General features: G+C 61.8%; 13 protein-coding genes. 1 reads left to right on the top strand and 12 read right to left on the bottom strand.

The window, feature by feature from the left end:
- Positions 1-179: 179 nt before the first annotated feature.
- From EN874_RS31750 to EN874_RS31775, 6 genes are all read right to left on the bottom strand, one after another.
- On the bottom strand, positions 180-2645 hold the full coding sequence (locus tag EN874_RS31750) for a hypothetical protein (protein WP_127428809.1): 2466 nt from the start codon (positions 2643-2645) through the stop codon (positions 180-182).
- Positions 2646-3245, bottom strand: coding sequence for a hypothetical protein (locus EN874_RS31755; RefSeq protein ID WP_127428808.1), 600 nt, complete (start codon positions 3243-3245; stop codon positions 2646-2648).
- 168 nt (positions 3246-3413) lie between these two features.
- Entirely contained in the window at positions 3414-4064 is a 651-nt protein-coding gene (locus EN874_RS31760) for an outer membrane protein (RefSeq protein WP_127428807.1), read from the bottom strand.
- A gap of 251 nt (positions 4065-4315) precedes the next feature.
- A complete protein-coding gene (locus EN874_RS31765) occupies positions 4316-5302 on the bottom strand; it encodes a Coat protein (RefSeq protein ID WP_127428806.1) in 987 nt (328 codons plus the stop codon).
- A gap of 105 nt (positions 5303-5407) precedes the next feature.
- Positions 5408-6313 carry a hypothetical protein gene (locus tag EN874_RS31770; RefSeq protein WP_127428805.1) on the bottom strand — a complete coding sequence of 302 codons (906 nt, stop codon included), beginning with the start codon at positions 6311-6313 and terminating at the stop codon, positions 5408-5410.
- 299 nt (positions 6314-6612) lie between these two features.
- On the bottom strand, positions 6613-7185 hold the full coding sequence (locus EN874_RS31775; RefSeq protein ID WP_127428804.1) for a hypothetical protein: 573 nt from the start codon (positions 7183-7185) through the stop codon (positions 6613-6615).
- 359 nt (positions 7186-7544) lie between these two features.
- Between EN874_RS31775 and EN874_RS31780 the strand changes: the two genes are divergently transcribed.
- A complete protein-coding gene (locus tag EN874_RS31780) occupies positions 7545-7862 on the top strand; it encodes a YMGG-like glycine zipper-containing protein (RefSeq protein WP_127428803.1) in 318 nt (105 codons plus the stop codon).
- 224 nt (positions 7863-8086) lie between these two features.
- Here EN874_RS31780 and EN874_RS31785 read toward each other — a convergent pair whose 3' ends face one another.
- From EN874_RS31785 to EN874_RS33955, 6 genes are all read right to left on the bottom strand, one after another.
- Complete coding sequence (locus EN874_RS31785) at positions 8087-8278, bottom strand: hypothetical protein (protein WP_127428802.1); 192 nt, start codon at positions 8276-8278, stop codon at positions 8087-8089.
- Positions 8275-8718, bottom strand: a complete 444-nt coding sequence (locus tag EN874_RS31790; RefSeq protein ID WP_245513829.1) for an SMI1/KNR4 family protein — start codon at positions 8716-8718, stop codon at positions 8275-8277. Before EN874_RS31790 ends, EN874_RS31785 begins: the two co-directional genes overlap by 4 nt.
- Positions 8719-8721: 3 nt before the next feature.
- Positions 8722-9198, bottom strand: coding sequence for a hypothetical protein (locus tag EN874_RS31795; protein ID WP_127428801.1), 477 nt, complete (start codon positions 9196-9198; stop codon positions 8722-8724).
- 530 nt (positions 9199-9728) lie between these two features.
- A complete protein-coding gene (locus EN874_RS31800) occupies positions 9729-10277 on the bottom strand; it encodes a DUF1851 domain-containing protein (protein ID WP_245513827.1) in 549 nt (182 codons plus the stop codon).
- A gap of 309 nt (positions 10278-10586) precedes the next feature.
- On the bottom strand, positions 10587-10898 hold the full coding sequence (locus EN874_RS31805) for a hypothetical protein (protein ID WP_127428800.1): 312 nt from the start codon (positions 10896-10898) through the stop codon (positions 10587-10589).
- A gap of 10 nt (positions 10899-10908) precedes the next feature.
- Positions 10909-13518, bottom strand: coding sequence for a hypothetical protein (locus EN874_RS33955; RefSeq protein WP_189394150.1), 2610 nt, complete (start codon positions 13516-13518; stop codon positions 10909-10911).
- Positions 13519-14002 lie beyond the last annotated feature (484 nt).

The raw sequence follows: 14002 nt of genomic DNA on the forward strand, positions 1-14002 counted from the left end.
CGCCAGATCGTCGCCTCTCTGCTCGCAGCGATCTTTACGCAACCGCCCTTGGCAGCCCTGCGCCAAAATCTCCATGCCTTGCGGCATCGCTGGCGCGAGCCACCTCGAAAGCGCAAGTTTCAGTCCATGCCAACGCTATCTTAGCGCGTATGCCCCACAAGGGGGGAGATCGGCAGTTGCTACGGCTCCGCCTCGAACACCGGCGTGAACGCCCGGATCGTGCAAGGCGTCGGGTTGACGTGGCGGATCCTCACCCTGCCCTGCCCTTCCCAGGAATCGTCGATCGGCACCTCGACATTGCCGGTGTAGAGCTTGGCCCTGCCGTCGGGCGCAACGATCGAGGGCATGCGCACGGCCTCCCAGCGGCCGCGCAGCAAGGACTGCACCTCAAGCCCGGTGGTGTCGGTCTCGAGCAGCGACAGGATTGCTTTCGCCACTTTCTTGCGGCGGCCGACGAGCGAGCCGTCCCGGCCGCCGACATCGAGTTCCAGAGTGTCGGCCTGCGCCTGGAACGGCAGCCCGACCTGCCATTTCGCTGCCGTGGCACCGGCGGGCAGCGTCAGCTGGCCAGAGGCGACGGTGAGGCCGCGCAAGACCTTGCCGTCGGCCAGCACGTCGACCTTTTCGCCGTTGAGGTGGCCGAGGCCGGAGACGACGTTGACAGGCGCGCCGGAGTAGGTCAGCCCGCAATCGACCTGCAAGGCGTCTTCCAGTTCGCCATATTCGAAGGGCGGCTGCATCACCTCGATGTAGCGCTTGGTCACGCCGCCGATGTTGCGCTTGACGAACAGCCAGATGTCGTCGACGCCGTTCTGGCCGGGCGTGACCACGGCGCTTTCGACGACCGCCCAATCCGACCCGGAGAATGTCCCGCCGAAGCGGTGCCGGTGCATGCCGCGCACCTCCTGGCTCGGCTGGTGCGTGTAGCCGCCGAGCTCGCCATTATCGAGTGGGAACCACAGGATCGGGTCCGGATCGGTCTGGTAGGCGAGCTCGACCACGCCCTGCTTCGGAATGTGCTCCGATATCTGGCCGATGTCTTCGGACTGATATCTGCTGGTCTGCACCTGGGTCAGCTCGGCGATCGCCCGGCGCGAACGCGTGACATAGAGGAAGGATTGCCCGGCATCGACCGGTCGGATGCGGGCGCAGCCGAAGGTGCGCGAGCGGCGGTTCTTAAAGGAGGACGGCGTCAGCGCCTCGTCGATGCCGGAGCCCGACAACGCGCGGATGCCGCCGGATGTGCCGATCAAAAGCGCGCCGTCGGAATCGGCGATCCACAATATGTCGTTGGCCTGGCCGCCGCCGGCCTGGACGAATTCCAGCGCGTCGTCGTCCTTCTCGCCGAGCGCGAAATTGTCGAAGTCGCCGGTGGCCGAGGCATAGATGGAAAAGCGCCGGCTGAAGGCCAGCCGCTCCTCGTAGAGCGAGCCGGACTCGACATATTTGCCGGGTACGAAAGTGCCGAGCCGCCAGCGGGTAATCGGGCTGGTGTTCGGAAGGGCATGGCCGTAGAGCACAATCTTGACGACCGTAGTGCTGATGCGGCTGGTGATCTTCGCCCAACGCCAGACCCCGTCCGAGCCGAGCAGGCGGATGGCGCGCCCGACGTCGGAGGTTTGGAAGCCGGTGCCGTCATTGATGCCGGCCGTGCCCGATGCAGTCAGATCAAAGGGTGCTTGATCGTCTGCCGCTACGTGGAACGACAATTCAGCCGAGATGGCGTTTGCCGCATCGTCACCGCCGCCGCCACTGAAAACCATCCGATGATATTCAAAGGCAGACTTGTTGAAAAAATCATAGAACCGCGTTTCACCATTGCCCCAGCCGGTCTCTCCGGTGCGGGTGTCAAGCGTCGTCCAGGTAGCAGCGTCGTTCGACCCCTGAATTTCCCAGGCTGTGAAATAGTCATATGCCTGGGTGGCTTTGCTCGATGTCGTGAGCCAATAGGCGTCGACGATTCGCCTCGCACCTCCAGCAGTGCGATATTGGATGAAGCCATCGCCGCCCGCGGATAAGCCAAGATGCTGCGTCTTGTCGCGGTCGAACATCTTGTAGTCATCGGCGCTAGCCGCGGTTGCCGAGGCCGTGCCGGCGGGCGTCGTGTTCGAGGTCATCTTCGGCGTTAGAGAGCCAGTGTCGGCCGGCGTCAGCGTGGTGGCGGTATCGGTTATGTCGTCATAGGGACCGTCGAGAAACTGAAAATCTGTCAGGGTCCACGTCGTGTGCGCACTGCGCGTCAGCACCTTGGGCGGGTAGTCGCGGTGGGTGATCCACATCTGGTCCGCCGACTGCACATAGGCGAGTTCGAAGAGGTCCGCCTCCGGATAAGGCGAGGCGATCTCGACGGTGCCGACGCGCGCGCCATAGGCATAGACGCGGATGTACTGGTCACCGAATTCGAGGCAATAGGCCTGGTCGGAAGAGAAAATGAACGGGACGCCGCGCGTCTTCTTCGCCGAGTTCTTCACCTCGTTGACAAAGTAGGTGCCGCCGCGGGCACGGATGCCGCCATGCGGCAAGCTGACGAAGTTCTCGCATTTCGCCAGCGCCGCCCGATAGAGATCGAGCGACGCGCGCGAATGGAGCCTGGGCGAGATCTCGCCGCGGGTGAAGACATCTTGAACGGGGTAGAGCGCAGTCATCTAGCGGACACTCCGGAAATCGCCGCGCTGCTGGGCCCAAGCTCCGGTGTAGAGGCGGCCGCCACGCTGGATGGCGTTGGCCGAGAAGGCGGCGTCGAGCGCGCGGTCATAAGCGGCGCGGGCGATGTCGATCATGCCGGCCTTGTGGGTCAGCGGATGCGCTATTTTGATGGCCAGGGCCGCCACCAGAACTTCGGTGAACAGTGCGTCCCAGTCGTTGGGATCGGTGAGGTTGGCGAGGTAGCGGATCGATAGCGGCCCCGGCTGGTCGGAGTAGATCAGCCCCGCCTCCTGGCGCCAGGAGATCGGCACGCCATCCGGCTCGCCAGTGTCGGTCAGCGGCAGCGGCCGGATGCAGTCGGCCGGCAGCTCGTAGACATAGTTCAACCTGCAGTCGCCGTTGCCGGTGTCGGAGCCCGGGATCAAGGCGGAGAGGATGGCGAACACCCAGGCGTGCTTTGCCAGCTCGCCCTCGCGGGTGAGGTCGAAGTGGAGGTTCAAAAGCCGCGCCGCCTTGACGTCCTGGTCGAGCGAATCGATCGGCGCCTCGTCGAGGACGGCTAAAGCCATGTTGGCGATGTCGAGCGGAGTGATGGCCATGGGTCAGCGCCTCGTGGATCGAGCGGGGTTGATGAATTCGGGCATGAAAAAAGCCGCTCGGAAGCGGCTTGGGGTTCGCAGTTACGATTGGCGTCGGAGCGGCAGCTACTCTTCCAAATTAAACGCGCCGGGCAAGCCCGGCGCGTTTAACTGCAGAACTGCCGCAGTCTAGAATTTCATCGCGACGCCGACACGGAAATCATGCGACTGAACAGTGTGCTCAAGCACACAGCCGCCGCCGCAATATTCCAGCGTCTTCTTGCCGAAGAACGAGAAATCATACTCGCCACGCAGGAAAACGTTGTGCGTCAACGGTACATCGACGCCTGCGCCGACAATACCGCCAACAAGAGTCGCATCCCGCTCTGCAAAGCCGATTGCATTGGTCTTCAGCCGGGACGCCGTCACACCAGCCGCCACGAAAGGCAGATAACCACCCATGTCCATGCCGACGCGGCCCTTCAACGAACCGAAGAGGCCAAGTGAAGCATCGAGATCACCCGGACCCGGCACGTCGTGGAAATGCGATTTCTTGAAACGATAACCCAACTCCCCCTCGACACCGTAGACGATGTTGCCGGACTGGAAGTTGTAACCGGCGAAGCCGCCGATAGTCGGTGAGCCAACATTGTGGGTAACGTCGGCCCCGATATTCGGTTCGCGGATCTTATAGTGTTCGAGCGTACCGGCGCCGAAGGCGCCGGCATACGCTCCCTGCCAGGTCCATTCCGTCGTTGCGGCCGGGGCCACAATGTCGGCAGCCATAACCGGCCCACCAACGGCAAGGCAGAAAACAGAAGCAAGCAAAAGCGATTTCATGAAGCAACCCCCTCGATTCATCATCATCTTCTGATATCTCAGATGTCGCGGGACTGCTGTGACCAAAAGAGCACTCCCCAGCCAAATTCGAAGAAAGCGCTGACGGATACTCCGTTGATTTCGCTTCTCTATACGAGATGTTGCTTGCGAAATCGGCGAGGCACGCAAACGCTGATCAAGAGGGTCAGCCGCGCAGCGCGAACGAGGGCTTACGCCCTCGCCGCTTAGAGAGAAAACTCTCCCGTCCGGGCTCACGCCTCCGTCGTCTTCAGCGCGATGAAGCTCATATTCTTCACGCTGGACGCCGTGCGGTCCCAGTTCACCGCCAGCGCCAGCTCGGCGTCGGTGGCGAATTCGCCGGCGGAGGCGTCGAGGAAGCGGGTGCCGGGCACATGCACCACGAAATGCCTTCGGCCGACCATTTCGGTGACGCCGCCGCCATGGCCCTGGCGCGGCTTGCGGTCGAACTCCAGCGGGCCGCCCTCGGAGTTCACCGGCAGCTCGTTCCACAGGATCGCCTTGTCCTTGAACATGAAGGCCGTGTAGACGCCGGCCGCCTGCGGAATGTCGTCGTCGACCACGCAGCGCAGACCCATGTAATAGGGGATCAGCGGCCCGCCCTGCTCCGAGGACGGCACATAGTCGATGAGGTCGGCGAGCTTGAGGGCCTTCATCTGCTTGGAATGCATCCAGATGGTGCGGAACTTGTCCGCGCGGTCGCCCATCAGATACGCCGCCTCGATGATGTCGGTGTCGACGATCGAGGCGCCGGTGGTGCGCACCAGGTCGCCGCCGTCGTTGGCGACGTTGTCGGCGAGCACGCCCTTGAGGATGCCGAGCAGGGTCAGCTTGTTGGCGCGCTGCCAGTATTCGGTCTGGCGGCGCACGATCAGCTTCTGCGGGTCGTCACCGGCGAGGATCGCGGTGAGATCCGGGACGCCCCAGGCCTGGGCGCGGACGTTGCGGGCGGCGACCTCGCGGCGCGAGCCGATCTTCTTCATCTCGATCGAGTCTGCCGGATCGTCGTTGACCGGCTCGGACGGATCGTTGCCGAGGTCCTTCCAGCCGGGCATGTCGACGGAGCGGCCGCCCATCGACAGCTTTGAAGAAATCGCCGGGTCGGAAAACAGGATGCCGGCCTGGTAGATCTCGAGGGACTGGACGTGCTCCTCGAACGAGTATTGGGCATAAACGGACGGAACGATCGCGTCCGCGATGCGGGTATAGGCGTCTGCCATTCTTTTGTTCCTTCAAGGGTTTGGTTGGGGCGGCGAAGTTGCCCGACGCAATTCCAGGAAAAGTGTGAAGCGGTTTTCCGTTCGGAAGTGCGTCAAGACAAAGAGTCAGAGTGGGTTGTTGGGCATCCAGAGATCCGGGTTTTCGCCCGCATCCCTGGCGAGCCGCCGCGCGCGTTGAGGGTCGCTTTTGACAAGGGCGGAAATGGCCGAGATGTTGCGCTCGCCGGCGGCGTTGCGCCGGAAGGGGTTTTGGCCCCGCGGCGCTCCGTCGGCGTCGATCGTGTCTTCGCGGAACATCGCCTCGCCGATCGCGTGGAAGGCGCGGGCGATCTGCGGATCGGTCAAAGCGCCGTCGGGCAGAAGGATGCCCTTCTGCTTGTACGCATCGACCAAACCGAGCTTCTTCATCGCCCGGTTGGCGACCTCGAGCTTCTGGCGAAAGCCGTCGCTGTCGGTCGGCCCCCAGTCGCGCACCAACTCGTCATGCGTTGCTTCCACCGAGCGCGACAGCGCCGCCTGCTGCTGCGCAGCCTGCTCGGCCATGTAGCCGACGAAGCGGTCGTGATAGGCCTGCGCGATCTTCGGGCTGGCGCCCGCTTCGACCGCCCAGGCTTTCGAGGCATTGGCGAGCTCGTCCGAATAGGCGAAGTTTTCCGGCAGGTTGTCGGGCCGCCGGTACTCGACCTTCTCGGCCGAGGTCAGCGGACGCATCGCCTCCGGCAATCTGGAATGGAACCTGTCCCATTCCTCCTTCGGCGCGTCCTTGCCAGGAACGCGCAGGCTTTCGCCCTGCTGGCGTTCCAGTTCCGCATAGGATGTGAAAACCCGGTCGAGGCTTTCGGCCTTGGTCCAGCCCTTGGCTTCAGCGAGCTTGCGGTTGCCTTCGGAAAGACCGTCAAACCAACTTCTGCCGGCCGCCGGGGCGGACCCGTTGTCCCCGGAAGCCGGAGGCGTCGCCAGGTTGCCCGCCGGCCGCGAAGCCACGGACCCGGCCTCTGCCAGATCTGTCATGATTGAGATTCCTTTGTTGAGATATTCTAAGACGTGGACGGAGGAGCGCCGGCGGCGCAGCTGCCAATCTCCCCCCAAGTGGGGGAGATGGCCGGCAGGCCAGAGGGGGGCGCGAAGGAACGCGACCTATCGCCTTCGTCATCCTAGGGCGGAGCGAGGAGCGTAGCGACGAGCGCAGACCCGAGGATGACGAAGTGCAGGGATGCGGCAATACGAGCATGAAGGCGCCGGCGGGACAGCGCCCCCCTCTGCCCTGCCGGGCATCTCCCCCACAAGGGGAAGATCAGCACTTCGAGCGCCTATGCGTTATCGCCCCAGTTCTCCCACAGCAGCGTGATCGTCCCCGTCACCGCGAGCGTGCCGTCGGCGTCGATATCGGTGCCGGTTGCAAAGGCGAGGTTGAGATAGAGATCGACCGGCGTCACTGTCCCGTCGAGCGTCGAGGCGGCGGCGATATCGGCGATTGAGGCGGAAGAGAGCGCAGCTCCGGCGCCGTCCAGCGTGCGGGCGGTGGAGGCCAGCACATTGACCATGGTGCCGGCGAGCGTGGCGCTGGACGCCGCCACCGAACCCAGCGACCAGGTGAGCGCGGCGTTGTCGTTGATGGTGGATGCGCGCGTGGTCAGCACCGCGAATTGCAGCCTGGCCGTGCCGCCCTTGATGCGCACCTTGCCGTCGGTGAAATCGAAAATCTTCTGGCTCGCATAGGCGAGCGCATCGGTCACCGGCACCTGCATGCCGGCGAAGGTGAAGACGGTGCGGTAGGAACCGCCCTGCCCGCTGGTCACGGCCTTGAGGCCGAGCTTGGGCGGCGCAAGGCCCGCCTCGCGGGCAGCGGCGCGGGCAAGGGTTCGGGGAAGTCCTCGGGTCATGTCATTTCTCCGTTCTTGGGGGGAATTCTTGGGGGTGAGGTGTGGTCCGCGCGGCGAAGGAAGGCTAATTAGACTTCCGGACAACGACCGCCCGTGGCGGCAGCGAAGGGCTGATGTTGATCAGTAGACTGCTGGCGGCCCTTGGACGCGGCTAAGGCATCTTCGCCGGCCGATTCCGCCAGCGGCGCTAAACCGTTGTTTGCGCGGTCTTTCCGGTTTGGAAACCATGGCGTTCAACCGCCGCGAAACCGTGATTCACTTCGTGAGCGGGCTCCGCCGCCGTTCCGCCGCAATGCGACCGCAGTTCAGCTTCGTTCGCCCCCGTCGTCAGTCCCTGGGGCTTCAGAGGAGTTCTAGTGATGATCATCAAGAAGGCCATTGTGGCCGTGCTCATGACCGCGGCCCTTGCCGGCTGCGAGACGCAGACCGAAGGCCAGCAGCGGGCCACCACCGGCGCGCTGATCGGCGGCGCCGGCGGCGCGCTGGTCGGCCAGGCGATCGGCGGCAACACCAAGAGCACGGTGATCGGCGCCGCGAGCGGCGCGCTGCTCGGCGCCGTCGTCGGCTCGGCCACCACGCCGCAGCGCCGCGGCGACCAGCTCTGCCGCTACCAGGACCGCTACGGCCGCATCTACACCGCGCCCTGCGACGACCGGTATTACAACGGCAATTATTGATAGCGTCCGGCTTTGCCTTCTCCCCGTTTCACGGGGAGAAGGTGCCCGAAGGGGCGATGAGGGCAGCGCCAGGGTTTGGGATGCTGGCGTTGTTGAGCGCTCAATCCGTAGCCCCATCTATGGGCGCATCTAGAACGAGCGCACCGGGAATGATGCCCCCAAATCTTGTCGACGCCTGCGGCTGATAAATCAGCTTGGTAAGGACATCGGAAGCCTCACGCCGCCTATTCTTCCGCTCGCGCCGCTTTACGCAAATCCCCGATAGTTCGATTCCAAAAGCGCACCAGTTCAAAATGCTCTTGCCTGGTCACCCAGATTTTATTCTCCAGGCTGATTGGGTCACCACCAACGATGACTGGTGTAATCTCAAACAGCTCCATGCCCTTGCGGCGCGGATGTCCATTTTTGTCGCTCATTTACATTCCGCCAATCGCGAAAATAAATCAGCTATGTTACGCGCCGTTTTCAAAGCTAACTTCCTGTTCATGCCTACGAACGGCACGCGTACGATTGACATATTTGGATCCTGAGTATCAAAGCCATATCCTTCACCTCCTCCGTTCGATCCGAACAAGAGGATACCTGGCGCATATTTTTCGACTTCATACTCTCGATTGAAGTCCGCCAATTCTTCGGCTTTAAAGAAGACAACGTAGTTGTCGTGGACAAAACCCTCGCCCCCATTATGCTCTCTGAGGAAGTCGGTGTAGTCCTTGGGTAGCTCGACTCCCAAGCGTGCCGACAGTCCATCGACGACTGCAGGTTCAGCTGGCGGATCAAACTGTCCCTCGGTTAAGATATATCGCACTGCTATCCTCACCAAATCGAAACTGACCCGAGCCAAGATAGCCGACATCGCTCAATTGCCTTTGAGCTCCGGCAAAATCCTCTCGTCGAGAAATTTGAGGCGGCCAGCCAGCATCTCCGCATTGGCGGGAATTGCATCGACGTTGACCGGTATCAATTTGGCCACCGACTTTCCCTGCCGCGCCGCCTCGACCCATTCCTCCAAGGCACCAATGTAGCCATCAAGAGCTTCGAAGGGCGACGCAGCGTCGTCAGCCGGGATATATGTCGGCGGGACGTCGCCGACGATCACCCAAATCCATCGGTTCACCTCCGGTCGCCCAGGCTCTATTTCGAATAGGAAGATGTAGATAATTCCTTCGGCGCCATATCCAAAATATTCGCCTTTGATGGATAGGACCCAGTTGTAGAATTCGAGATACTGACGGGCCTCGGCCCGGGCAGAATCGAGGTCATCGTCTCCGGTGCTGACATCGGCAGGTGGCAGGCGCGTGACGGTGTCGAAGTCTGGCTCTGCAAGATTGTCCATTCGCTAAAGGCTCATTTCAAGTGTCTGAGATGCTTCATGGTCTGAGCACCGTCAACTCGCAGTCTGCCTTTGGCGGCCGCCGCGAACAAAATCCACGACCAGCCAAATCAACTGAGCAGCGACGTATACGGGGCTGTGAGACCAATCCGGCGCCCCGTTATGCGAGTAGCCGTAAGCGGACGCTACCACGGCGAGCGCCCCGCAAATAATATGCACCAGCAACAGGCGCGGCACGCCGCCATTCCAGCGCTTTGTGATCCACAGCAACAAGCGGCTCAGCAAAAATGTCGGAACCAGTGCCCCGACTAGCATCGCAGCAGAACCCGCACCCATATAGTCCCCCTTGTCTGTTTATGAATACGTCCGAAGTTTCCGAACTGCGGTCCACCGATACCATCAAAGGCGAAAATGGCTGTTCTTCGCCCCTCACTTTCCGCGCGTTCACTATCTACAATTGCATCTTATATGTACTTATAGTTGCATACAAGCTCGCTCGGCCAAAAAAGTAGGCTGCCCTGGGCTTCTCGAGGTCACCCGCCTTTGATGTTTATCCGCGTCCCTGGAGGTAACCCCTCGCTTTCGCGATGAGCTGAGCCGTGATGTGCCAATAAACTTCCAGATCTGTCAGTTCCAGATTTGCACTGTCGTCTTTGCCGGAAGAGCGGCACCTTGTAGCCGATGCATTGGTCATAGGCAGGTTCGGCGCCACCATTCCCGCGCCACGTCGCGTAAAAATTCGAGGCCAACGCGGCATCCTGGTACTCATCCAACTCGGTTTCATGAAAAGTCCGGATGTTGGCTGGTATCTGAAGCGCCTCGCCGGTCCCTGGCTCGAACATCACGACACCAGGCTCGCCATCCTCGGTTCGTTTGGTGTCAATGGCGAATGTCCTGCCCAACCAATCGTATCCAAAACAGGTAATGCGCCCGGCGAATGCAGGGAAGCCCACGATTATTCTGCTGCTCCACGCCGCCAAATCCTGGGCACGGACGATGCGGTAAAGGCCGTGGTTGAACGACATGCCGCTGAAACTGGAAAGCAGCTCATTCAGGCTTGGTACGCCAGTGTCGATGCTCACAGGGTCGGGCTTCCGGCCTGCGTCCGGAGAAAAGCTTTGCCGAAACTTTGGAAACATTACCGATCTCCGACTGTTACCTTGCCAATTCTCGTCCCGTGAGGCAGATGCTTTATCCGATGATGTATCTGGGGACCCAAGCTACGGTTCACGCTTGGATCCAGCGGAGCCATGTTATGCGTCGCATCGGCACCTCCCAATTGCAAATCGTGTACATGATCCACGTCGTGGCCGCTACTCGACTTACTCAGTTGCACGGCAGTGGGATCGTCAACGCTTCATTGTGATGGTCAACGGCGAATCATAATGGGATTAATTCGTTGGCTCAGGGAGCTCTGGAGGCATTTTGCCTCGCTTCCATGGCGAGGTTTTTGTATCGCGCCAAGCATGCCAGCCTAAGGGCAAATCCGCTAGCTGTTCAACAGTCTCGTCAAGCTCCACTATCTCGATCAATCCAACCAAAATTAGATCATCTTGATCAACTTCAACTTCATTTCCATAAAACTGCCACGAATTGTCTTCGACATCATGCGAGACGTATGCGATCCAACTGTCTTGGCTTAATATTTTTCGAGTCGATATAACAGCTAGATTTTTTGAATCTTTGAATTTCCAATCACCCATTTTTCTTCGCCTATTTATTCGATTTATCTATGTTCTCAAACCCAGCGAGGAGTCGCAGGTTTTTATAGCTGTTTGATCCTGGTGTCTTTGTCTTGTCGGCCGGCCTGACCGGGTCTATGTGATCGATATGCGCTTCGTTCCTTGGGGGAGTTACACCGCTCTGGCTTTTTTTGGCCACGACTAATTCTATCCCGCTCTTGTCCGATCTTAGAACCCCACCGTTTATTCTCCGATTTTCGTCGTGAATGGTCGTCCGCTGCTTGCCTGTTGGCTTCTTTCCGGGCGCAACATTAGGGGGGTCCTGCAGATGCGCATACGGCCTTCTTATCTCCACTGCCTTACCGGCAGAGTCAGGAAGTCCTTCTGCTTCAACAGTTGAAACAGGCGGAGGCACATTATCCGAAACGGCTTTCGGCTCAGCAACAGCGGCACGCTCGCTGAGGCGTCTTATGACGCTGCGGCCAATCGCGCCAATCCCCTCGGCAAGAACATTAAGGCCGGCACCCCCAACCGCGCCGGTGAGCACACCCTCGGGAATGCTTTCATCGGTGTTGTAGGCGTATATCCCGCCATAAGCGCCGCCGGTGGCGGCTCCCACGGCCATGCGGGTGCCAAGGCCCGCCAGGCCTCCGCCTTCCGCCGCCGCGCCGACCTCAGCTCGACCCAGCAGACCAAACAGGCCCTGTGCAGCGCCGTAACCAGTCAAACCGGCGCCAAGGCCCTCGGCCGCCCAACCGGCCCAGCCGGCACGGTCCTCTGCATCCTCTGTCTCGGCCTGCTCGCGGGCCAGACGCTGCTCGTAGCTCTCGCCCGAAACTGAGGTGGCTAGGCCAGCGACAAGATTGTCCGCACCGCCGGCGGTCGCTCCCTTGGCTATGGTCCGACCGATATCGCTAAACGCAGTGACAGGTTGCTGCAGCCACCACGACATGGTGCTGTATTGGGCTTGGGCCGGATGTTCCCCGATCCAATCCATCTCGCCTTTGAGCTTGGCGATCTGACTGTCCAACGCCTCTGGTGTGACGCTGGGATCTTGGGCCGCTTGTGCACGCAATCTGGCTTCCGCAGCCAAGGAAATCTGCTTGGCCATTGCCCTGCGTGCGCCCGGGTCGCGAACGGCCAGGACAAGCGAACTCAACTTAGCAAGACGTTCGTTGAATGGCTTGCTCGGGTCGATGTATTCCGCAGCCTGGCGGTCGGCAAAACCCCAAGGCTGCGGCAATCTTTTATCGAAACCCAGTTGCTGCTGGGCTGCTCCCGCCCAGTTGACGGCAGCCTGCAATTCCTCGGGCGTTTTGACCTTGCTCCAGTCTGGAGCATCGCCGCGAAACACCATACTGGCGTAAGCGACAGGATCGGCGGCGCGGGCGGCCATGATCAACTGGGCGGCGGCGACCTTGATGTCGTAGCGGTCGCGCGCTTCCAGTGAACTGCCAGGCCCGGGCCTAGAGTGCAGGAGCTCGGCACGGATCGCCTGGTTCGACGCCGCATGCATGTCGGAATAGGCTTTGCCGATGCCGGTGTTGATCCGGAATAGTTTGAATCGTTCTGGGCCCAGGTCGGCGCCGTAGACCTGGACGAAGTCCTGCGCGGTCGGGTCTTCCTCGGGATATTTGCCTGTGGCAGCGATGACCGCCGGAGCGTTCTGCTCGGCAAGCATCACCCTTGCGTTCGCGCCGACCATCTGGGCCGCGGTGGCGTTGTTGGCCTGAGCCTTCAGCGCAGCAATGTCGCCGGGCTTCAGGTAGGTGATGGCGTCAAGAGGTGTGGTTGTGTTGCTGTCCGGCAGCGGGCGTTCGCCAAATGCCTGTGCCACCATCTCGTCCGGCGTTTTTCGGCCTTTTGCGGCTCCTACCTGCACGCCGGCAGCAAGCTCCGACCGCACAGTCTCGCCCATGCCGTCGCTGGCCCCCGGGCCGGCGCTCAGCATCTCGGCGGCGCGGCGCGGGTCCTGTGCGATCAGCGCTTGCATGCGCTCTTTCGCCGTACGGGCGAGCCAGTCGGCTTCGGCCAGCGCCTTGGCTCGCGGGTCAAGGTCCATCTTGGGGATGAGATCGAGGCCGGCCTGGCGGGAGGCGTCGAAGGCGGCGGTGTCGTTCGGGTCGCTTCGCGCGATGTTGTTCAGCTCGGCGGTGTGGACCTCCGCCACCTGATCCCGCTCGTATTGCTTGCGGCGCTGATTCTGCTGCAGCGCCAGGCGTATCGAACCCGCCTCTCGCAGCGCTTCCTTGCGGCTGGCGAGACCGCCGCGCAGCTCGGGCGGCGCTTGCTTCAGGAAATTGCCGAACAGCGTGTCGAACAGGCCGGTCTTCACCACCTGGCCGGTGTAGGGATCGACCTGGCCATACATGGTGTCGTGCAGGCCGGCGCCGTCAGCGGGCGCGTTGGCCACCGCATCGGCCTCGGCCTGGGCAAGCTCGCCGTTCAGCCTGCGGGCGGCGATCTCGGTGTCGAAAGCCTGCTGCTGCGCCACGCGCTGCTCGTAGCGCTCGGCGGCAGCCTGCCAGCGGTTGCCGAACTGCTGGACCGCCTCGCCCACCGGCGAGGAGTCCGGATACTGCACCGCATTGCCGGTATCGAGCCGGCGCTCGCCGGTCAGAATGGGAATGACATGGACCATTGGGTGTTTCCCTGCCCGGGCGGTTTTGGGGGCGCGCGCGTCGACGGGCCGCCGAGGACGGCGACCGGTTCGGCAGTGCGGGTGGTGGGTTTCGGCTGGAGCCTGGTGGAGGAAGCGAGGTTGGTCGTCAGGGCGCGGCGCGCGCGACAGCTGATCTCCCCCCTTGTGGGGAGATGTCCGGCAGGACAGAGGGGGGCGCCGTAGAGCGCCTACCTCGATCGGACCCGGATGGGCTTCAACTATGGATCCCTGGCGAAGAAGGTATCGAAAACACGGAAACGCCGGCGGGACAGCGCCCCCCTCTGCCCTGCCGGGCATCTCCCCCACTCGGGCATACGCGCTAAGATAGCGTTGGCATGGACTGAAACTTGCGCTTTCGAGGTGGCTCGCGCCAGCGATGCCGCAAGGCATGGAGATTTTGGCGCAGGGCTGCCAAGGGCGGTTGCGTAAAGATCGCTGCGAGCAGAGAGGCGACGATCTGGCG

Origin of the sequence: Mesorhizobium sp. M1D.F.Ca.ET.231.01.1.1, from assembly GCF_003999155.2 — a bacterium.
Lineage (GTDB): Bacteria > Pseudomonadota > Alphaproteobacteria > Rhizobiales > Rhizobiaceae > Mesorhizobium.